We start from the raw sequence: 21,359 nt of genomic DNA, 5'->3' as shown, positions 1-21,359 counted from the left end.
CGACGATGAATAAGTTTTGAAAGCGCATTATCGCAAGCAAACAACTTCATGTATGAGGTGGGAACAGAGATGCTGGGAGTGTTAAAAAACTATAAGTTCTCGATTATTTTGTTGGCCGGCGTTTTGGTAGGGGGGATTACCGGTACAATTCTCGGCGAACGCTCATCCGTATTGCAGCCCTTTGCGGATATCTTTTTGAATTTGGTGTTCTGTATTATCGTTCCGCTCGTGTTTGTGTCGATCGCCAGCTCGATCGCAAGTATGACCAATTTGAAAAAGCTGGGGAAAATTCTTGGTATCTTTTTTATAGTGATTGTGGTGACGGGCATAATTACTGCCGTGCTGGCGCTGATTAGCGGTCTCGCTTTTAATCCGGCGTTAAACTCGGATGTGACCTTCGGGGAAGCGGCGCAAGTCGAGAACAGCTCTTTGGATTTAGTTCGATTGTTTACGGTTTCAGACTTTGTGGAGCTGTTGTCCTTAAAAAATATGATGGCCTTAATCGTGTTCGCCATTCTGTTCGGGATATCCGTCAGCTCGATCGGGGAGATCGGAGAGCCTGTGGTCAAGCTGCTAAACAGCTTGTCCGCCGTATTGAACAAAGTCGTATCGATCATCATGTATTACGCACCGGTTGGCATTGCCTGCTATTTCGCTACGTTAATCGGAAAAGTCGGCAATCAGGTGGTATGGTCCGTGGCTCGGGCATCGATCATCTACTCCGTCTTCTGCATTTTGTTTTTCGTCCTATTCTCCATATTGGCTTCTTATTACGGCGGCGGGACAACCGGATTAAAGCGGTTTTGGAAAAATATATGGCTGCCGCTGACGACCGCTATGGGAACCTGCAGCAGTACGGCTTGCATCCCGGTTAATCGGCTGGCCGCCAAGGATATGGGCATCCCCGATGAAATTAGCGACATCGTCATTCCGCTGGGGGCAAGCGTTCATAAAAACGGGGTCGTCGCCGTTCAAATCATTAAAATCGTATTTTTGTTCGGTATTTTAAACCTAACGATGGGCCCGGCGGATATGGCAACGGCGATTGTAGTGGCTTTGATCAGCGGAATCATTGTGGGCACGATTCCCAGCGGAGGATTCATTGGAGAGATGTTTATCTGCACCGCTTTCGGGTTTCCGGTGGAAGCGGTTCCGATTCTTGTGATTATGGGCACGATTACCGATCCGTTCTGCACGATGGTGAACGTCACGGGCGACACGGCCATAAGTATGGTCATTTCGCGAATTGTCGAAGGGAAGAACTGGGTGAAAAACAAAATCGGCAACTTAACACAAGCTTGAGATTAGAGAGGATGTACAAATATGGATAGGGAAGAGATAAAAAAGCGACGGCAGACGATCGCGAAACAGGACTGCGACAGCATCTATATTGGTAATTTATATACCGTGGATACGGATTTGCAGCTGCCTTCCGTTGGAAAGCATGGCTCATCCATCAACTGGGAATCTAAAGAAATTCTTTTTTTAAGCCATACCGGCAAGGTCACCAGACCTACTCATGGGGTTGGAAACCGAATTGTTCCCTTGGTGGCAACCGTAACTTTTGAAGGAGAAACTTTGCAAAGAACTTTTGAAGTCACGGTGCTGGAGGAAGAATATAAGGCCGAAATCGTGGAAGTTTATCCTGTCCGGATTCTCACGAAGGCAGGGATCAAGCCGGAATTACCGGGCGTCGTTGTCGTCAGAAACGATACCGGAAGCCGTACGGTTAGCCAGGTATCCTGGGAGCCAAGCGCAAGGGAAAACTATCAACAGACGGGTGTTTTTACGATCAAAGGCAAGCTTGAGGAGAGCGGATGGCAGGCCGAAGCCATCGTGACCGTGGCGACCGATGCGGATGAAAGAATTGAGCATACTCCCAAAGTATATGCATTTAAAGGTCAAAGCGTACGGCTTGAGGCAGATACGGAGTTTGGAGCGGCGATGAACCGTTCGTTGGAGTATCTGTTATCCGTGGATGACGATCAGATGCTGTACAATTTTCGGATCGCCGCCAATTTGGATGTCAAAGGGGCAAAACCGATGACCGGCTGGGATGCTCCGGAATGCAATCTCAAGGGGCATACGACAGGGCATTATTTATCCGCTTTAGCGCTTGCCTATGACGCGACAGGAGGAAATTTGGCGATAAAAGCAAAAATGGACTACATGATTGCCGAATTGGGCCTATGCCAAAATGTCATGTCGGAACTGCCTGGCTATCATCAAGGCTTCCTAAGCGCTTACTCGGAGGAGCAGTTTAATTTATTGGAACAGTACACCACTTACCCAACAATTTGGGCCCCGTACTACACGCTGCATAAGATTATGGCGGGGCTGTTGGATTGCTATACCCTGGCCGGAAATAATAACGCCCTGGTGATGTGCATTCGGTTAGGCGATTGGGTACATCGGCGGTTGAGCCAGCTCTCCAAGGAACAACGCCAGAAAATGTGGTCATTGTACATTGCCGGAGAATTCGGCGGCATGAACGAGGTCTTAACGAACCTGTATCTGATCACGCAGAACCGGAACTATCTGGCTGCCGCAAAATATTTTGACAATGAGAAATTATTTTTTCCCATGAAGGAAAATATGGATACACTCGGCGACATGCATGCGAACCAGCATATTCCGCAAATGATCGGCGCGTTAAAACTATTTGAGGCGGAAGGCGAGAAAGCCTATTATGAGGCAGTCAAAAATTTCTGGCATATGGTTACGGAAGACCATGCTTATCAAATCGGCGGCGTCGGCGAAACGGAAATGTTCAAGGAGCCCGGCAGGATTGCCGCATATTTAACGGATAAAACCGCGGAGACCTGCGCCAGCTACAATATGTTAAAGCTGACCAAAGAGCTGTACGGTTTTGAACCTAAAAAGGAATACATGAACTATTATGAGAGAACCCTTTACAATCACATTCTGGCCACGGAAAACAGCAAGCGGGCGGAAGGGGGAAGCACCTATTTCATGCCTTTGGCCCCGGGTTCATGCAAGAAATTCGATACCCATGAAAATACGTGCTGTCATGGCACCGGTTTAGAAAACCATTTCAAATATCAGGAAAGCATTTATTTCCATGACCAGGACAACTTGTTCGTCAATCTGTATATACCGTCCGCTTTGTCGTGGAAAGAGAAAGGTGTTACCGTTACCCAAAAAAGGATTAGAGGCGAAAATGGTGAAACGGTACAGTTTTATATTAATGGCGGGAAAGAAGAATTCAGCATTCGTTTTAGAATTCCCGAATGGGCGGAGAGCTCCATCGCCGTTAAGATCAATGATGTTCTAATTACTCCAGACATTGTGGATGGGTATATTCAAATTAAACAAACATGGGAACGCGATCAAGTAGAACTTATCATACCTTTTGGTTTAAGATTGGAAAGTACGCCGGATGATAACCGAATCAAAAGCGTATTCTACGGGCCTTATGCTTTGGCGGCAATCCATGAAGGTGAGGATTTCATTACATGGCCTTTCGGCGAAGAACAATTCGTGCAACGCATGAGAACAGCAGAAGGGGACTTAAATTTCTCCCTGAATGGCATACGTTTTGCTCCACTGTATCAAATCCAAGATCAGCGATATCATATGTATTTTAAGTTCACGGAGTAAACGTTTATCCGGAAATCCGTAGAGCCAAGACTTCCGAAGCGAAGTTTTGGCTCTATTTTTGCATTGAAGGAGACTAGAAGCCCCTGCTCTCCATTTGGCAGAAAGGCGAAATTGCATGGTTTACAACCGCTTGTTTGGTGTTTATTAACAACCCCAAAAGTCTTATTACGAGGGGGCAGGCTGCTTGACGAATTGTGGGACGCGGCGGGAGTCCTTGCATTTTTCAATTTGTGGTGGTACCATTACCGCAGAGCCTATGATAGTATTGGTCGGATCGTGGTAGGATTTTGGCGGGAAACAGTCTATAACAAAACTACTATTACTGATCGCAAACGTAAAATGTTGTCATGGGAGACAATTCAATAAGCAGCATCCTTCGGGGCAGGGTGAAATTCCCTACCGACGGTGATGGCGCCAGAAGCATGAAGATGGACGGCGCACAAGTCCGTGACCTGTATACAGCACTTGGAGTTGTATATGGCTGAGCCGGTGAGATTCCGGGACCGACAGTATAGTCTGGATGGGAGAAGGAGACGCATCAACGAAGCACATCGTTTTTTTTGTATATGTGTAGTTAAGTTGAAGTGTAGATTATTGCTGGAAAGTTCTGTTTTTCACATAGTGGAAAAGGGACATTCCTGACGATAGTTTATTTGCGTACACTCACTCTCAACCCTGCCGGATGCCGGCAGGTTTTTTTGTGCTATTACACATGAACGAAGGAGGTGGAAATGTGATCGGACTGAATGACGAGTACTATATGGAGCTGGCGATTCAAATGGCCGAGCGGACGCAAGGACAAACAGGCGTTAATCCCGTCGTCGGCGCTGTGGTCGTCAAGGATGGGGCAGTGATAGGTATGGGAGCGCATCTGCAGCGAGGAACGCCTCATGCTGAGGTGCACGCGTTGAATATGGCTGGGAGTGCAGCTGCTGGCAGCACAGTATATGTCACGCTGGAGCCCTGCAGTCATCATGGATTGACCCCACCCTGTGCTGAGCGACTTGTCCACGGACAGGTAGCTCGTGTGGTTGTTGCTTGTGAGGATCCCAACCCGCAGGTTGCCGGCCGGGGAATTAAGCTCCTTGAAGAGGCAGGCATTACGGTCGAGGTAGGTGTTCTGAAGGAACGCGCGATCAAGCTGAACCGTTTCTTTAACAAATTCATTACTACGGGCATGCCCTATGTGACAGTTAAGACAGCCTGCACCTTGGACGGCAAGATTGCTTCTCGAAGCGGGGACAGCAAATGGATCAGCAATGAAGCAGCGAGAGCGTTAGTGCATACCATGCGGCACCGTCATCAGGCTATTATGGTAGGCGCAGGGACGGTGGCGGCGGATGATCCGCAGTTAACGACCCGACTGGAGGTTCCGGGTATTCAGCCGATCCGGATTATCGCTGACTCCAAGCTGTCTATGCCTTCAGAGAGCCGTGTATTAAATGACGGTCTTGCCCACACCATAGTGCTGACGACTGAAGAAGCCGATCAAGCTCGCGTGAAGGTGCTGCAGGACCGGGAGATTGAGGTTCTGATCTGCGGAGCAGGTCCTCGGGTTGATCTGAACCTAGCCTTGAAGCAATTGGGAGCACGGGGGATCTCTTCGATCCTGGTGGAGGGAGGCGGTCGCCTCAACGGCTCGCTATTGGAGCTGGGCCTGGTGGATGAGATGATTCTATTCCTCGCGCCGAAGCTGATTGGGGGATTTCAAGCGCCGGGGGCGTTCACCTTTGCGGGCTGGGATCGCATGGAGGATGGTATCCGGCTCAAGGATCTTGAGGTGGAAATGATCGGCGGCGACAACATTTGCGTAAGAGGGATCCCTGAGCGAAAGGAGGAGAACCGTGTTTACGGGACTGGTTGAAGAAGTAGGAACGATGAAGAGTATTGGGCGCAAGGGGGAAGCGATGCTTCTGGGAATTTCAGGAACGGTTGTGACTGAAGGGTTGAAGCTCGGCGACAGTATTGCGGTAAACGGGGTATGCCTCACGGCCGTCTCTTTTGATAAGGGACACTTCACCGTGGATGTGATGCCGCAGACCTATCGTCATTCCAATCTGAAGGAGCTAAGACCGGGCAGTCCGGTGAATCTGGAACGTGCCATGGCGGCAAACGGACGCTTCGGCGGACATATTGTCCAGGGCCATGTTGATGGAACTGGAAAGATTACCCGAATCCAGCGGGACCAGAATGCGGTGATCTACGAAATTGCGCCTCTTGATGAAAGTATATTCAGATATATTATCCCTCAAGGCTCAATAGCAATCGACGGTATCAGCCTAACGGTCACTATGGTTGAGCATGGCGGGTTTGGAGTGTCGATCATTCCGCATACGCTGGCTGAGACGGCGCTTGTCCATAAACGGGAGGGCGATACGGTAAATCTGGAATGCGACTGTATCGGTAAATATGTAGAGCATTTACTTAAGTACGGCAGAATGAACGGAAGCGGCGGTGCCCCTGATCGCCGAACCGAATCGGCCATTGATATGTCCTTTTTGAATTCTCATGGATTTGTATAAGTCGAGATCAAGAATGGATTGGAAGGAGATGCAGAGATGAGTGATATACAGCTGGACCGAGTTGAGGAAGCGATCTACGAGCTAATGCGCGGAAAGGTCATCATTGTGGTGGACGACGAGGACCGGGAAAATGAGGGGGATTTTGTCGCACTTGCCGAAAAGGCAACCCCCGAGGTAATCAATTTCATGATCACTGAAGGCCGGGGATTAGTCTGCTTGCCGATTACGGCAGAGCGCGCAGAGGAACTGGAGCTTCAGCCGATGGTAGCACAGAATACGGATTATCATGGGACCGCATTTACGGTGTCGATAGACCATAAGGACACGACTACCGGGATCTCGGCGCATGAACGTGCTATGACGGTCAAGCAGCTTATGAACCCTGAGACTAAAGCGGCAGACTTCCGGAGACCGGGGCATATGTTCCCGCTGATCGCCAAGAAGGGCGGCGTGTTGCGTAGAGCGGGTCATACCGAAGCGGCTGTCGATCTGGCCAGAATGTGCGGCTCCTACCCGGCAGGTGTTATCTGCGAGGTTATCAAGCCGGATGGGAGTATGGCCAGGTTGCCGGACCTGGTAGAGATTGCGAACAAGTTCGACCTGAAGCTGATCAGTGTCAAGGACCTGATTCATTACCGGAACGAGAAGGAGAAGCTCGTTACCCGGGAGGTCGAGGTTCGGATGCCTACGGATTACGGTGAATTCAGAGCGGTAGCTTATACGAATGAAGTAGATAGCAAGGAGCATGTTGCCTTAGTAAAAGGCGATGTTAGCGGTGAAGAACCGGTGCTGGTGCGCGTTCATTCGGAATGCTTGACCGGTGACGTATTCCATTCGCACCGCTGTGACTGCGGCCCGCAGTTTGAAGCGGCCCTTCGTCAGATTGAGCAGGAAGGAAGAGGCGTGCTGCTCTATATGCGTCAGGAAGGCCGGGGAATTGGCCTGGTCAACAAATTAAAGGCCTATAAGCTGCAGGAGCAGGGACTGGATACGGTCGATGCTAATCTGAAGCTCGGATTCCCTGCGGATCTTCGGGATTATGGAATCGGTGCGCAGATTCTTAAAGATCTTGGGATTACGAATATCCGCCTGTTGACCAACAATCCCCGGAAGATTACCGGACTGGAAGGATACGGCCTGCAGGTGGTTGAGCGGGTTCCCCTGCAAATTCAGGAGAACAAAGACAATACGGGCTACCTGCATACTAAGCAGCTTAAGCTGGGGCATCTGCTGAAATTTGATGATCTGGAGCAAGACGAATCTGCAAATAACTAATACGAATTGAAGAAGGGATGAGTTCTCAATGACACAAATGCAAGTATTCGAAGGAAATCTGGTATCGAACGGACTTAAATATGCTATCGTAGTGGGAAGATTTAATGAGTTTATTACCAGCAAGCTGCTTAGCGGAGCGCTGGATGCATTGAAGCGCCATGGGGTAAAGGATGAGGAAATGAGTGTAGTATGGGTGCCTGGAGCCTTTGAAATCCCGTTTGCTGCCCAGAAGCTTGCCGAGAGCGGCAAATATGATGCGGTTATTACGCTGGGAACCGTAATCCGGGGTTCAACCTCGCATTATGATTATGTCTGCAATGAGGTTGCCAAGGGTGTGGCGGCAATCGGTCTGAAGACAGGCGTTCCGACGATCTTTGGCGTCGTGACCACCGAGAACATTGAACAGGCCATTGAACGTGCCGGGACGAAGGCCGGGAACAAGGGCTGGGATGCAGCCACGGCGGCGATTGAAATGGCAAACTTGACGAATCAGCTAAAATAATGCTTATTAAAGTAGTACCCATGTAATTTTGGGTACTACTTTTTATTTGTTTAATGTTATAATTTATGGATGCAGACAAGCTCACAAGGTTGGAGGAAGTTCATTGACGACGGTATTATATAAACTGGAAACTTTCGAAGGACCACTTGATTTGCTGCTGCATCTGATTGATAAAGCGGAAATCGACATCCATCAAATCTCTATTAGCGAGATTACTGATCAATACCTTGAATATCTACATAATTTGCAGGAGCTCGAACTGGAAGTGACGAGTGAATTTTTGGTGATGGCAGCTTCGCTGTTGTCGATCAAGAGCAAGCAGCTGCTTCCCAAGCCACCTGTCATCGAATTTGACGATGATTACGAGTATCTGGAGGATGAGGATCCAAGGGATGAGCTGATCCGTCAACTGATAGAGTACCGTAAATATAAGGGAATTGCCGAGCATTTACACGAACGTGAATGGGAGCGCAGCCTGATTTTTTCCAAGGAGCCTGAGGATCTTTCTCCATTCCTGCCGGAGATCGAGGAGAACCCGGTGAAGGGTCTGCATGCGTCCGACTTAATTGCTATGTTCCAGAAGGCCATCCGGAAGTCGATGAAGCGCAATGTCGTGGCAAGGATTCATCGGGATGAAATCTCGGTCAAGGACCGGATTAAGGAAATAGTGAATGCACTGGAAGATGTGGGGATCGGCGGAAGGCTGCTGTTCTCCAAGCTGCTGCATGAGGAAATGTATCGGCATGAGATCGTCGTTACCTTTCTCGCGGTGCTGGAGCTTATGAAGATGAAGCGAATTGTATGTTATCAGAACAAGTTGTTCGATGATATTGTCATGGAGTGGAGAGGGGAAGTCAAGGCAGATGAATTTTCAGGACTTGAAATCGATTATTGAAGGCTTGCTGTTTCTTGCGGGAGAGGAAGGCCTCAGTATCAAGCAGCTTGCGGAGGTTACGGAGCAGCGTCAAGAATTAATCACCGACGCGCTCACAGATATGAAGTCATCGTTCGAGCGTGAAGGAAGAGGGATTCAAATCCTGCAGATAGCGGGCAATTACCAGCTCGCGACCTTGCCGCAGCATGCGCACTATTTTGAGAGACTGGCTTATTCGCCCTCCCGTTCGACCTTGTCCCAAGCAGCACTGGAGACCCTATCCATCATTGCCTACCGTCAGCCGATTACACGAATTGAGGTTGAAGAAATCCGCGGTGTGAAATCGGAACGGGCCATTCATACCTTGGTCAACAAAGATCTCATTGAAGAGGTAGGGCGGGCGGAAGCCATCGGCAGACCGATCTTGTATGGCACGACAAAAGCCTTCCTTGATTATTTCGGACTGGCGAGTCTGAAGGATTTGCCGGACTTGTCCGATTTTGAGACTACCGACCAGCTGGAAGAGGAGACACAGTTATTGTTTCAGAGACTTGAGGAGCAGCAGTTGACCATTGACGATGTGGACAAGCCTGGTGGTGAAGGATGAGATTTTGCGGCTTTGTATGGAAAATCAGTTTAATAGAGGGTGTACCAAAAGTGATCATTAAGATGAACTGAGGTGCAGCCTCTTTCATTTCGTTAAACAAAAAGAAAAGAAACCGCTCTTTGGAAAATGGAGGTACCACCCAACCCTAAACAAAAAGGAGACGGTTTCTTTGTACATTTGATCTAAGGGAAGAAGTCCTTGGTCTTACGGACATTATGTCTCCTTACGGTCCGCCATTGGAGGAGCCAGAATTGTAACGGACATTTTGGCTGCTAAGAGAATAGAATCGAGTGAACCAGAGTCGTTTGAGCGTCCTAAGCGCCCGAAATGTCCGTTAACCCTTCGAATCATGAGAACAAGTCTGCTAAGAAGCTAGAATGTCCGTTAGAGTTTAAAATATCCGGCAGCGAGCAGCAGATGGTATTAGCTGACGTTGCCTTCTTTTGAACAGCGATGCGGGCTCACTGCATTATTGCTCTGCTTTCTTTATATTCGCGCGGCGACAAGCCTTCTTGCTTCTTGAATACTTTGCTGAAGTATTTCACATCGCGGAAGCCGACCAACTCCGCCACATCCTGAAGCTTTAAATGCGGGTTGGACATCAGCAATTTAGCCTTGTCGATCCGGTATTTGGCTAAATAATCAGAAAAGTTAATCCCAAAGGTTTGCTTGAATTTTCGGGACACATATTCTCTGCTGACATAGAACTGAGCGGCAATATCTTGAAGCGCGATATTGGATTGATAATTCTGCTCTATATAATGCACGATCTCCGAGATCGTATCTTTGTCGCGGGTCAAGTGCCGGCTGAACAGCCTGGATAACCCGGCAAGTACGCCGACTGTCCAATCGATCCAGGCATACTTTGAGAAGGTGTAGTTCTCCGGCAGCGGGGCATCTGTGTCTCCCGTGTCTTCATTTTCGTATTCCGAATCGGCAAGCAGGCTGTCCGCCTGATGACCCAGCACATCTTGAATGGTTCTTGCCCGGAAGGCCATGACCTCGTTTTTCCAGGCGGTGAGTAATTCAGGAGTAATGACCCCAAGGCGCAGCTGCTCGTCGAACCATTTACTTGCGGCGAGCGTTATTCGGTCGTCATCCGCGCTCTGAACGGCCAGCTTCCATTCTTCTTGAAGCTTTCCAAGAGAATGGCGGCCAAAAGCCGAGTTTGATTGATGCTGGATTTCCGCCCGATGCATGTATTCATCAGGCCTGAGCAGATTTCTCCTGCGCAAGGCCAGGCCAGCTTCGGTGTATTGCTTCGGCAGGCTGTGCGGCAATGGCCCAGCAGAGCCAGCTCCAAAGTGAAGCCTGCGCTGCAATGTGACGAACAGTCCCTGATTGATCTGCTCGATCAGTTCTGCGATGTTTCTGTCTGAAGACCATACGAGAAGCACTATTTCCTGCGGCCCGCCCAGATGCTTGAACGCGATTCCCTGGCGGTGAGCAAGCAAGAACTCATTGCAAATATTGATAAAAGCGAAAAGAAGAAGCTCGCCGTTATGGCCGAATTTTTGCTGGAGCAGAGAGTCGCCGGGATCAATCCGGGCAATCAGCAAGCAGGCCTCCTCCAACCCGGTCGGGATGAGGCCTTCCTTACGCAATTTCCCCAGTGCGCCTTCCGCCGATCCCGGATCGTCGATCAGCGAAGACAAGAGCTTCTCATCATAAAGCGGCTTGAATTCGTTCAACCGGATGTTCAGCAGCTGCTGGTCTGCCCGCTCGGCCTCCTCAAGGCGCCACCCATCAACGGCTTTGCGAACGGCAGTATTGATCGCTTCTGGATCAATTGGCTTCAAAATATAATCGACTCCGCCATGACGAACGGCGCTCCGCACAAAATCAAAATCATCATGCCCGCTGACGACAATGAATTTGGTATTGCTGGCGTGCTCATAGACCCATGCCATCAGTTCGAGGCCATGCCCCGACCCCATCATCATATCCATAATGACAAGCTGGGGACGGAATTGCTTGATAATTTCGATAGCCTCATTTCCTCCATTGGCTTCCCTAACCTCACGAATGCCGTGCTTATCCCAATCCACCAGCAATTGCACGGCCTTCCGGACCCGGGCTTCATCGTCGACAATTAGTGCTCTCATGTGTTCACTCTCCAAATATCCGATATCAAACAGGTAATTTCAGTATAATCCGGACTCCGACAGGTTCCAAATTCTCGAGCTCCAGCGAAGCGGCTTCTCCGTACACCAACCGGAGCCGGGCAAGCACATTATGAAGCCCGATCGTTGCAGGAATAAGCTCATTACGGACCGACTCGTCAGCTTCCGTATCCGCATCGAATTCGGCTTCCGCTTGCCGCTGCAGCTCTAGTGACAACCCTTCCAGCTGTCCGGGCGGGATGCTGGCTCCGTTATTTTCGATCACGATAAAGACAAAGCTCTTATCCTGTGACGCTTGAAGTCGTATCCGGCCGTCTGTCTCCGTAACGCTCAGCCCATGCTTGAAGTAGTTCTCCATAATAGGCTGGAGAATCAGCTTGGGAACCTTAAGGTGGAGCAGATGATCGGGAACCTCGCTTGTATAGGAAAAGCGGTTCTCGAACCGCTCCTTCTGCAGCTCCATGTAGGCCTTAACATGCTCCAATTCATCCTTTAAGGTTACGGTCGAATCGCTATTGTGCATGCTGTAATGCATCATTTTGGCAAGCGCAGAAATCAGCGTATAGATTTGGGGAACCTTCAATTCTAGCGCCAGCGTACCGATTATTTGCAGCGTATTATTGAGAAAATGCGGATTGATTTGTGCCTGCAATGCTTTCAACTGACTGGTCTTGCTGGATAATTCCAGCTTATATTCACGAAGGATCAAATCATTGATGGTCTCCATCATCGTTCGGAACCGTTTGGTCAGCATACCGATTTCGTCTTTGCCAGCGGGGAGCACGGCGACATTCAGATTGCCGGTCTTTACCTCGTTCATATAATCGGCCAGACGCTTGATCGGGGCGGTCACTCGAATGGAGATCAGCACGGTTGCAGCGATAATAACCAACAGGGCAAGACCGAACATGATCAGGTTGATCATGACCGACCGGTTAGCCTCTTGCAGCAGGTGTTTTTCGGGAATCTCCTTGATGATTAGCCAGTCGGCGTTCTCCTGATTGATCCGCTGATACACAAACATGGAGTGATTGATCTCGAAGCTCCCTTGCTCGTTTTGGCTAAAGGCTTCAAGCTGCTCGTCATACCAGTCTTCATTCATGGCTTGGCCGATCATTTCCTCCTGCCCGGAGTAAATGATATTGCCAACCGTATCGGTTACGTAGAGTCTCTCCTGCCTGCTGTCGTACAACTGTTCGGCAATATCCTGCAGTGACGAGAGCTTGACGTCAATGGACAGAAAGCCAAGCGGCTCATTCGATGGTATTCGCTCGATTCGTCGATGTAGCGTAAACACCTGCTCGTGCTTAATTTCAGGTATAGGCGAAGTCAATCCATAAAAATGGCTCTCATGAGTGGACTGGAGAAATACGGATTGGCCTTCGGGTGGAACTGCATCCGCATAAGGCGCAGCTCCTTGCCAGCGCTTGGGAGTCGTCTGCGTCATGAGCGTCGCTTGGCGGTCCTTGACTCCGAACAGATAAACCTGAAAGATGTCGGGCATTGATTTATAAATGGAGTTCAGGGAAGCGTAAATAGTGCTGTTTGCTGCAACATCATCATGACCGGCATTTAACACACGGTATAACTCCGAATCCGAATATGCAGTCAAAGAGATCCGATTCAACTCCTCAAGCAGCCCGGCAATGTTTCGGTAGCCCTGGTACAGCAAATTCTTGTTCTGTTCCACGGTCCGCTCTTTCACGGATTGGGTGGTGAGAGAATAGCTGATGAACATCCCTGCCCCCAAGCTAAGAATGATAGGGAGAATCAAAAATACAATCAGTTTGGTTCGTATACTGTTCCAGTTCATCAAGACACATCCGATCAATATTTTACACCTCAGTGATCACTTTCGTAGGTGTATGAAAGCTAAGATAAACTACATAATAGCATTACAGGAGTGTTTCAACAAAGAGAGATAGAGAGGAGGGGCAGCTTTGCGTACAAAAAGATTATCGCAATTCGGGCAGCAGCTGTTTTTCGTCGGCCCGGCATTTGCATTTTTTGCTCTAGTAATGATCATTCCATTCCTGATGGGGATGTACTACTCCTTCACAGATTGGGACGGGGTATCGGGACAGGTCAGCTGGGTCGGATTCGCGAATTTTACGAAAATGTTTGCCAATGACCCTGACTTTTGGACCTCGTTCTGGTTCACAGTCAGATTTACACTGTTGGGCGTCATTCTGGTGAACGCAGTAGGCTTCTTTTTGGCCTATTTCTTGACCAAGCCCTTGAAAACGCGCAACTTGCTTCGAACCATCTTTTTTATGCCTAACGTGATCGGAGGCCTGCTGCTCGGGTTTATCTGGCAGTTCATTTTCATTAAAGGCTTCGCGGCGCTGGGCGATGTGACCGGCTGGTCGTTCTTCCAACTACCTTGGCTCGGTGACGCGACCACCGGATATTGGGCGATCGTGCTCGTATTTGTGTGGCAGTATTCCGGTTACCTGATGGTCGTGTACATCGCATCATTGAGCAATGTGCCGAAAGAGGTGCTTGAGGCAGCCGAGATTGATGGCGCGAACCGCTTCCAGGTTCTGAAGAGCATTATTGCTCCGTTAATTATGCCTGCGGTTACCGTCTGCCTATTCCTGGCGATCTCCTGGTCGTTCAAGATGTTCGACCTGAACTTGTCGCTGACGAAAGGCGGACCGTTTAAATCAACGGAGTCGGTGGCGCTCAATATTTATAATGAGGCGTTCCTAAATAACCGTTATGGGTATGGAACAGCCAAAGCACTGTTGTTCTTCGTAATCGTCGCAGGCATTTCGCTCCTTCAGGTCTGGTTTACGAAGAGTAAGGAGGTGGAGGCCTGATGGAATCCAAACAGCGCGGAAGAAACGGGTTTACCGAGGTAATGATGGCGCTAGTCGCGCTGATCTTCCTTGCTCCCTTCTATTTTTTGTTCGCTAATTCCGTGAAGACTTTCGGCGAAATCTTGACCAATGCAGCCAGCTGGCCCGAGAAATTCAATTGGAGCAACTATTCGAAGGCATGGGAGCTGGCCAGATTTTCCGAGGCATTCCAAAATTCCGTAATTATTACGGTCGTTAGCGTTATCTTGATTACATTGTTTAGCGCGATGGCCGCTTACCGGATGGTTCGCTCCAATTCCAAGTTTAACCGGATCCTGCTGCTGCTCTTCGTTGCAGCGATGGTCGTTCCGTTCCAGACGATCATGATTCCGGTCCTGAAGGTCGTCAATACACTTGGCGTCAATAACAGCATATGGGGCTTGCTGCTGACCAATCTTGGACTAAGCTTGCCGCTGGCGGTGTTCCTGTTCCATGGATTCGTCAAATCCGTACCGCTGGAAATTGAAGAAGCAGCAACGGTGGACGGCTGCAATCCGATTACCGTTTTCTTTAGAATCGTATTGCCATTACTGAAGCCAATGATGATGACGATCATTGTATTGAATGCGCTGGCGATCTGGAACGATTATTTGCTTCCGTCCCTGATTCTGCAAAAGCCGGAGCTGCGCACGATTCCGCTGGCTACGTATTCATTCTTCGGGCAATACACAAAACAATGGGACATGGCGCTTCCAGCGCTGGCGATCGGGATCTTGCCGATCATTGCATTCTATCTGTTGCTTCAACGTTACATTGTAGAGGGAATTGCGGCAGGCTCGGTAAAAGGTTGACGCCGGGCCTGGCGTTCCAAATATAGTACTTACTAATACAGATTGCGGGGGAAAAAGATGAAGAAAAGTTCATGGATGATCGTCTCGGTTCTGCTGATCATGAGCATGCTGCTCTCAGCATGCGGTGGAAACAACAATGCTGGAAATACCACCAATGGGAATGCCCAAAATGGAAGCGCTCCATCAACAGGAGAGACCAAAACGGTAAAGATATTCCAATTTAAAACCGAAATCGTGGAAGGCCTTAATGAACTGAAGGTCGAGTTCGAAAAAGAATACCCGGACATCAAGCTGGATATCCAGACTGTTGGCGGCGGAGCCGATTATGCGGCTGCATTGAAGACGAAGTTCGCTTCCGGCGATGCGCCTGATATTTTCTCTAACGGCGGCTTTGCCGAACTGGATATGTGGCAGGATAAAATCGAAGATTTGTCCGACCAGCCTTGGGTTCAGGATCTGGTACCGCTTGCTGCCGAACCGATGACCAAAGACGGTAAAGTATACGGTATGCCTATGAATCTGGAAGGAATCGGGTATATCTATAACAAGGATCTGTTCGAAAAGGCAGGGATCACGGAAACGCCGAAGACGATCGCCGAGCTGGAAGACGCTGCGAAGAAACTGCAAGCCATCGACGTAACGCCGTTCGGTAACGCATATCAGGAATGGTGGCTGCTCGGCAACCAAGGCATCAGCGTGGCCTTTGCAAGACAGGACAACGTAGATGAGTTCATTAAGGGATTGAACGAAGGTACTGCGACGATTGCTGGAAACGAGCACTTCAAGAATTGGAGCGATCTGCTCAAGCTGACGGTTCAATATGGTCAAAAGAATCCCTTGACTACCGATGCCAACACTCACTTGGCCATGTTTGCAAGCGGCGAAGTGGCCATGATGCAGGAAGGCAACTGGGCACAGACATTGGTGGACAACATAACACCGGATATGAACATCGGCATGTTCCCAATGCCAATCGACAATGACGCTGAGAAGAATGATAAGCTTACCGTGGGAATTCCGGCTAACCTGGTAGTCAACAAGGAGTCCGCTTCCAAGGAAGAAGCAAAAACCTTCTTGAACTGGCTGGTTACAAGCGATCTGGGTAAAGAATACATCTCTAAGAAGTGGAAGTTCATCCCGGCCTTGACGACAATTCCGGCTACTTCCGAGGATATCGGTATGCTAGGAGCGGACGTGAAGAAATATGTGGATGAGAATAAGGTCTACGGATTGCAATCCTCCAAGTTCCCTGATGGGGTAACGCAAGAATTTGCGAGCGTAATCCAGCAATTGATTGCAGATAAGGTAGATGTGGAAGGCTGGATGAGCAATATGCAAGCAGCCTGGGATAAATTGAAGAAGTAAAAGTTGAATGGCAACAGGGCTCTCCCATCTCGCGGGAAGCCCTGTTTTTTTGTATTCATTAGAGGGCGCGTTAGAGGGGCAACGTGTGAAGAGTTGCTATGATCGCTGTTGTTCGCGGATTTCTATGATTGGACTAAGTTCTAACAATGGAGAAATCCGCTCACAAAGGCGAACGCTCCGCTTCTTCACAACCCTTCACACTTATGCCCTGACAACTTTGCCCTTGCAGTTTAACTACAAATTTGCACATGGCTGCGCATCACAGGCTGCACGGCACTGTGCTCGCAGCCTGTGATGCACAGCAAGTAGAACATAGTGCGCCTGGAATGCTCAGGCACAGTACGAAACTTTGATTGTCCGACTGGCATTTCCAGTCTTACTCCGAACTTCACTCGCCATATTTTATTTGATCAGCCTCGTTTGGTCATGCTCCAGTGAAATTTCTACCTTTAATTCTTCAATCGGAGCTTTAACCTACTTCTATGTAAGTTGAACTATAAAAGCTACGTAGAAAGGGCATAAGTGTGAAGTGATCTGTAGAAGCGAAAGCGTTCGCCTTTGTGATTGGATTCCTACCTTATAATATTTTCGTTGAATTAGAGGAATCCGCGAACAACAGCGATCGTAAGAACACTTCACACGTTGCCCCAGTACGTAAAATTTAGTAGTTCAACTTTACTCAAGGATGATTCCCTCCTGTTCATCAAACCGATCCTATGTTAGTTTGATTGTATCGATTTATTGGCTTTGAAGCCGGAAAAGCTAGGGGCAAATTTCATCTTTAACGGAGGGGTGATGGATTCCAGTGAAAAGACCGAGACGGTGGTTCACGCTCAGAAACCAAATTTTTGTCGGCTTTATGCTAGTTATGCTGTTCGTATTGGGGATCGCAAGCGTGCTCACCTACTCAAGCGTGTCGACGATGTTGAAGTCCAATGCCGAGAAGCACATCGGCCAGACGGCAATCCAGGCGAACGGGCGGCTTGATGCCTTGATTGCCCAAATCGATACGATCACGACTCAAATTGCTACGAACGATTATATTCAAGAGTTACTGCTCTCCGAAGTCGATGGGGCGGAGACGCCTTTCAGTGCGCGGCAATCCTTACTGTCGATCCTGGGAAGCTACCAATCCTACGTTTTGGGAATCAAAGCGCTTGAGCTATACAGCAACGACTATAGCCGGTTATTCCCATTGAATGATATCCCGCTTAACGACACTATTGATCAGGAATGGATCTTGGCGGCCGACCGGGGAAAAGGAGAGCTTGTCTGGCTGGGCATAGATCCCGGCGATCCGTCATCGGTGCTTGCGTTAAAAAGGGTAAGCCTCGTGGACCGGTGGTTTTCGTCGGGAGGCTTTCTTATGCTGCGCTTGGATAAAGCTTATTTTCAGTTTGATGAGCAAATCGGCGGGGAAGCGGGCGAATCCATCCTGCTCGTCGATACGAACCAGCAGCCCATTACGACAAATTTCAATCTGGATTCCGGACTGGATCTGGCGCAGCTGCTGGGTAACCAAGAGAAGAACATCTCGATTAACGGAAGCGATTACATCGAGGTGAAGCAATACTCGGAGACGACGGGCTGGACGCTTGTATTTTTTACGCCCGTGAGCTATGTTACGAATGGCATTTCCACCTTGCGAACGGCGATATTGGTGTCGGGAGCCATCGGCGTGCTGTTGTTCCTGATAATGTCGCTGATCCTGTCCACGACGATCACACGCCCGATTTTCAAATTAATCAAAGCGATGCGGGGGGCCAGATTCGGAGTTCTGCAGCCTAATCCGATGTTCTCGAATACGATGGAGATTAACGAATTGAACAATTCGTATAATCAGATGGTCGAAAATATGAATGAATTGATACGGGTAGTCTACGAAAAAGAGATTCTGCAGAGCCGGACTGAATTGAAGGCGCTTCAGGCCCAGATCAATCCGCACTTTTTGTTTAATACGCTGGAAGCTTTTTATTGGTCGCTTGAGGAAAAGGGGGAAGAGGAGCTTGCGAATCTTGTGGTCTCCATGTCCAGCCTGTTCAGATACACGATCAGTACCCCGAATCAGGATGAATGGGTGACGATCGAAGATGAGCTGGCTCATATCCGGAGATACTTGCAGCTGATGGATATCCGGCTGGCGGATAGGTTAACCTGGTCGATCGACGCTTCTGAATTTAAACACCTCAAAATTCCAAAGCTGCTGATTCAGCCGCTTGTGGAAAATGCAATCAGGCATGGGGTGGAAAATATGGAGGGTCCGGGAAAGGTTACAATCAGCGTCGAAGCTGCAAATCGTGATGGTTACGTCAGAATCACCGTCCGCGACAACGGACCGGGCATGGATGAGGATACTCTGCGAGATCTGTGGCAGGCGATGGAAGGGGGCAAAGTAGTGTCTTCCAAAGGAACGGGCGTCGGGGTTGTCAATGTAAGGCAGCGTCTGCGTCTGTATTATGATAGCGTATCCGGCGGGAGACACGAACTCGAAGTGATAAGCAGGCCGGGAGAAGGCACAAGCGTTAGCTTTGAGATTCCAAGCGAATATGGAGGACCGCTATGATTGAGAACCGGACGATACTGATCGTAGAAGATGAGATCCGTACAAGACAAGGGTTTTTAAAGACACTGGAGGCCTGGTCTGCCGGGCGGTACCGGATTGAGTGCGCGGAGAGCGGCCAGGCGGCATTGCTGTGGCTGGAGCATCATCCTGCCCATTTACTGGTTACCGATATTCGAATGCCGGGCATGACCGGACTCGAACTGATCGAAATGCAGCAACGGCACAAGCATTGCAATCCGGTTGCGATCGTTATTTCGGGTTATGCCGAATTCGAATATGCCCAAAGGGCGATGCAGCTTGGCGTGGTCAATTATTTGCTCAAGCCCGTGGACAAGCACCAACTGGTACAGGCGGTCGAGCAAGCCTTGATGATCGAGGACAGCCGCTATCGCATCGAGACGATGGAGAAGCTCATTGATCCGCATCTGCTGGATACGAAGACAACCCGCGTCAACTACAATCCGCTTATCCGGGATGCGCTCGTATTTCTGGACGAGCATTTTCATGAGCCGATTACGATGCGGCAAGTGGCGGATAGGCTGCATCTGAATCCCAGCTACTTCAGCGTATTGTTCAAGGAACAGACCGAATTGACCTTTAGCGAGTATGTCAGCCGGCTGCGTATGCAGCGGGCCAAGGAGCTGCTGCTTCACAGCGGATTATCCATCGCTCAGATTGCCGAACGCGTGGGCTATCAAACCGACAAATATTTTATTAAAGTATTCAAAACCTATGAGGGGTTGAGCCCAAGCAAATACCGAAGCCAAAAAAAGTAGGATTATAACTAATAAAAGTGAACTTTTGAAAGCGCAATCAGGATGATACAGTTGGTTTAAAGCGTTTTCATAAAAACGCGAATTGATGGGGGATGTAATAGGTGACGGTAAAGAAAACGACATCGATCCTTTTGATTGCGCTATCGATCATGCTTGTGCTTGGAGGCTGCAGCCATCCGGAAGAACGCGCCGGAGCCCTGGAAGTCAGGCACGGGGATACGGATAAAGTAACGATCAAGATGATGCATTTGTGGCCGCAGGACGTATCTGCCCAGCAGTATAAGCTTGTTAACGAGATCATTGATCAATATCAAACCCAGCATCCGCATGTTACGATTCAGCAGGAAGTGCTGGAGAACGAGCAATACAAGAACAAGCTGAAGATTCTGTCTGCATCTAACGAGCTTCCTGACGTAGGAGTCACCTGGGCGGCCGGATTCATGGATCCTTATGTCAAAGGGGAGCTGTTTGCACCGCTGGATGATTTGCTGAGCGGAGGTCTGAAGGATAAATTCTTCCCGGGGACGACCGATGCCTACGCTGTGGACGGGAAGACGTACGGCTTGCCGATTGAGCTGAATATTTCGCCGGTTTATTATAACAAGGCTATCTTCGAGAAGTACAATCTGGAGGTGCCGCAAACTTATGATCAATTTTTGAGCATCGTAGAGAAATTATCCAGCAATGGGGTGACCCCGATTGCTTTGGGCAATAAGGACCGCTGGACCGGTTCATTGTGGTATATGTATCTGGCCGACCGTTTGGGCGGACTGGAGACCATGAAGAAGGCCATCGACCGTTCAGGCACGTTCGAAGATCCGGCGTTGATCCAAGCGGCTGCGGAGATTCAAAGGCTCGTAGATATGAATGCCTTCAACAAAGGATTCAACGGGCTGTCGAACGATGAGGGTAAATCTGAATTCATGAACGAAAAAACGGCCATGTACTTGACGGGAACCTGGGAAATTCCGAATTTTACATCCAATCCTGAAGTGCCTCAGCAATTTAAGGACAAGGTAGGCTTCTTTAAGTTTCCAACCTTGGACAGCGGCAAGGGAGATATCAACAGCTGGGTGGGCGGACCGGGCGTTGGTTTATTCATTGCCGAGAATTCCAAGGTAAAGGAAGAAGCAAAGGAGTTCGTTGAATATTTTATCGATAAGTGGGGGGCCAGCTCCGTAAGCACGGCAGGCGTTATTCCTGCGACCAAGGTAGACACCTCTTCGTCCGACCTGCCGCAAATATATATCGATCTGTTGGACGAATTAGGCAATGCCAGCAACCTGACGCTGTTTGCCGATGTGCAGATGAAGCCGAACGCCGCCCAGACGCATTTGAACATGATTCAGGCTTTATTCGGCAAAGCGATTACACCGGAGCAATTCGTCAAAGAGCATGAAGCCGCTCTGGAGAAAGGGTATTAAAAGTATTTGCTGCGGTTTGAAGAATCGTAGGTTCGCCTTGATTGGAATTAAATCT

Annotated in this window: 16 protein-coding genes and 1 riboswitch; of the genes, 14 read left to right on the top strand and 2 right to left on the bottom strand. The window is 49.2% G+C overall.

Features of this window, described 5'->3' with window-relative positions:
- The first annotated feature begins 69 nt into the window (after positions 1 to 69).
- The 8 genes from KI362_RS13355 to scpB all read left to right on the top strand — a co-directional run bounded on the left by KI362_RS13355 (position 70) and on the right by scpB (position 9,401).
- On the top strand, positions 70 to 1,302 hold the full coding sequence (locus KI362_RS13355; protein WP_301627660.1) for a dicarboxylate/amino acid:cation symporter: 1,233 nt from the start codon (positions 70 to 72) through the stop codon (positions 1,300 to 1,302).
- A gap of 21 nt (positions 1,303 to 1,323) precedes the next feature.
- The gene (locus KI362_RS13350) at positions 1,324 to 3,621 is read left to right on the top strand and encodes a beta-L-arabinofuranosidase domain-containing protein (protein ID WP_301627657.1); all 2,298 of its coding nucleotides are present in this window, start codon (positions 1,324 to 1,326) and stop codon (positions 3,619 to 3,621) included.
- 368 nt (positions 3,622 to 3,989) lie between these two features.
- A riboswitch (FMN riboswitch) is annotated at positions 3,990 to 4,157 on the top strand.
- A 197-nt stretch (positions 4,158 to 4,354) separates the two neighbouring features.
- Complete coding sequence (gene ribD / locus KI362_RS13345) at positions 4,355 to 5,485, top strand: bifunctional diaminohydroxyphosphoribosylaminopyrimidine deaminase/5-amino-6-(5-phosphoribosylamino)uracil reductase RibD (protein WP_301627656.1); 1,131 nt, start codon at positions 4,355 to 4,357, stop codon at positions 5,483 to 5,485.
- Positions 5,466 to 6,143: a riboflavin synthase gene (gene ribE, locus KI362_RS13340; RefSeq protein ID WP_044479073.1), complete on the top strand. Its 678-nt coding sequence runs from the start codon at positions 5,466 to 5,468 to the stop codon at positions 6,141 to 6,143. The genes ribD and ribE overlap by 20 nt, the downstream gene beginning before the upstream one ends.
- Positions 6,144 to 6,179: 36 nt before the next feature.
- Positions 6,180 to 7,418 (top strand): bifunctional 3,4-dihydroxy-2-butanone-4-phosphate synthase/GTP cyclohydrolase II, encoded by a 1,239-nt coding sequence (locus KI362_RS13335; protein ID WP_301627653.1) that lies wholly within the window; start codon positions 6,180 to 6,182, stop codon positions 7,416 to 7,418.
- Between the two features lie 37 nt (positions 7,419 to 7,455).
- The gene (gene ribH / locus KI362_RS13330; RefSeq protein ID WP_301627785.1) at positions 7,456 to 7,920 is read left to right on the top strand and encodes a 6,7-dimethyl-8-ribityllumazine synthase; all 465 of its coding nucleotides are present in this window, start codon (positions 7,456 to 7,458) and stop codon (positions 7,918 to 7,920) included.
- A gap of 103 nt (positions 7,921 to 8,023) precedes the next feature.
- Complete coding sequence (locus KI362_RS13325; protein ID WP_044479071.1) at positions 8,024 to 8,815, top strand: segregation and condensation protein A; 792 nt, start codon at positions 8,024 to 8,026, stop codon at positions 8,813 to 8,815.
- A complete protein-coding gene (gene scpB, locus KI362_RS13320; protein WP_301627650.1) occupies positions 8,784 to 9,401 on the top strand; it encodes an SMC-Scp complex subunit ScpB in 618 nt (205 codons plus the stop codon). Before KI362_RS13325 ends, scpB begins: the two co-directional genes overlap by 32 nt.
- A 461-nt stretch (positions 9,402 to 9,862) precedes the next feature.
- On the opposite strand, the gene KI362_RS13315 is transcribed toward scpB, so the two are convergent.
- Positions 9,863 to 11,506, bottom strand: a complete 1,644-nt coding sequence (locus KI362_RS13315) for a response regulator transcription factor (protein WP_301627648.1) — start codon at positions 11,504 to 11,506, stop codon at positions 9,863 to 9,865.
- A gap of 25 nt (positions 11,507 to 11,531) precedes the next feature.
- Positions 11,532 to 13,337: a cache domain-containing sensor histidine kinase gene (locus KI362_RS13310; RefSeq protein WP_301627646.1), complete on the bottom strand. Its 1,806-nt coding sequence runs from the start codon at positions 13,335 to 13,337 to the stop codon at positions 11,532 to 11,534.
- 127 nt (positions 13,338 to 13,464) lie between these two features.
- Between KI362_RS13310 and KI362_RS13305 the strand changes: the two genes are divergently transcribed.
- The 6 genes from KI362_RS13305 to KI362_RS13280 all read left to right on the top strand — a co-directional run bounded on the left by KI362_RS13305 (position 13,465) and on the right by KI362_RS13280 (position 21,304).
- Positions 13,465 to 14,346, top strand: a complete 882-nt coding sequence (locus KI362_RS13305; protein ID WP_044479067.1) for a carbohydrate ABC transporter permease — start codon at positions 13,465 to 13,467, stop codon at positions 14,344 to 14,346.
- Positions 14,346 to 15,176, top strand: coding sequence for a carbohydrate ABC transporter permease (locus KI362_RS13300; protein WP_044479066.1), 831 nt, complete (start codon positions 14,346 to 14,348; stop codon positions 15,174 to 15,176). Before KI362_RS13305 ends, KI362_RS13300 begins: the two co-directional genes overlap by 1 nt.
- Before the next feature lie 57 nt (positions 15,177 to 15,233).
- Positions 15,234 to 16,541 carry an ABC transporter substrate-binding protein gene (locus KI362_RS13295; protein ID WP_301627644.1) on the top strand — a complete coding sequence of 436 codons (1,308 nt, stop codon included), beginning with the start codon at positions 15,234 to 15,236 and terminating at the stop codon, positions 16,539 to 16,541.
- A gap of 805 nt (positions 16,542 to 17,346) precedes the next feature.
- Complete coding sequence (locus tag KI362_RS13290) at positions 17,347 to 19,104, top strand: cache domain-containing sensor histidine kinase (protein ID WP_306432837.1); 1,758 nt, start codon at positions 17,347 to 17,349, stop codon at positions 19,102 to 19,104.
- Positions 19,101 to 19,880: a response regulator transcription factor gene (locus KI362_RS13285; protein WP_301627642.1), complete on the top strand. Its 780-nt coding sequence runs from the start codon at positions 19,101 to 19,103 to the stop codon at positions 19,878 to 19,880. Before KI362_RS13290 ends, KI362_RS13285 begins: the two co-directional genes overlap by 4 nt.
- Before the next feature lie 149 nt (positions 19,881 to 20,029).
- Positions 20,030 to 21,304: an extracellular solute-binding protein gene (locus KI362_RS13280; RefSeq protein ID WP_301627781.1), complete on the top strand. Its 1,275-nt coding sequence runs from the start codon at positions 20,030 to 20,032 to the stop codon at positions 21,302 to 21,304.
- Positions 21,305 to 21,359: the final 55 nt, after the last annotated feature.

Source organism: Paenibacillus apis, assembly GCF_018333295.1.
Lineage (GTDB): Bacteria > Bacillota > Bacilli > Paenibacillales > Paenibacillaceae > Fontibacillus > Fontibacillus antibioticophila.
This window is presented reverse-complemented; position numbering and strand designations above follow the sequence as displayed.

Bases quoted from the DNA above. Each gene is read 5' to 3' on its own strand.
- KI362_RS13295 (WP_301627644.1), top strand. From the start codon at position 15,234: ATGAAGAAAAGTTCATGGATGATCGTCTCGGTTCTGCTGATCATGAGC.
- KI362_RS13300 (WP_044479066.1), top strand. From the start codon at position 14,346: ATGGAATCCAAACAGCGCGGAAGAAACGGGTTTACCGAGGTAATGATG.
- KI362_RS13310 (WP_301627646.1), bottom strand. From the start codon at position 13,337: ATGAACTGGAACAGTATACGAACCAAACTGATTGTATTTTTGATTCTC.
- KI362_RS13355 (WP_301627660.1), top strand. From the start codon at position 70: ATGCTGGGAGTGTTAAAAAACTATAAGTTCTCGATTATTTTGTTGGCC.
- KI362_RS13315 (WP_301627648.1), bottom strand. From the start codon at position 11,506: ATGAGAGCACTAATTGTCGACGATGAAGCCCGGGTCCGGAAGGCCGTG.
- KI362_RS13285 (WP_301627642.1), top strand. From the start codon at position 19,101: ATGATTGAGAACCGGACGATACTGATCGTAGAAGATGAGATCCGTACA.
- KI362_RS13335 (WP_301627653.1), top strand. From the start codon at position 6,180: ATGAGTGATATACAGCTGGACCGAGTTGAGGAAGCGATCTACGAGCTA.
- ribH (WP_301627785.1), top strand. From the start codon at position 7,456: ATGCAAGTATTCGAAGGAAATCTGGTATCGAACGGACTTAAATATGCT.
- KI362_RS13350 (WP_301627657.1), top strand. From the start codon at position 1,324: ATGGATAGGGAAGAGATAAAAAAGCGACGGCAGACGATCGCGAAACAG.
- KI362_RS13280 (WP_301627781.1), top strand. From the start codon at position 20,030: ATGCTTGTGCTTGGAGGCTGCAGCCATCCGGAAGAACGCGCCGGAGCC.
- scpB (WP_301627650.1), top strand. From the start codon at position 8,784: ATGAATTTTCAGGACTTGAAATCGATTATTGAAGGCTTGCTGTTTCTT.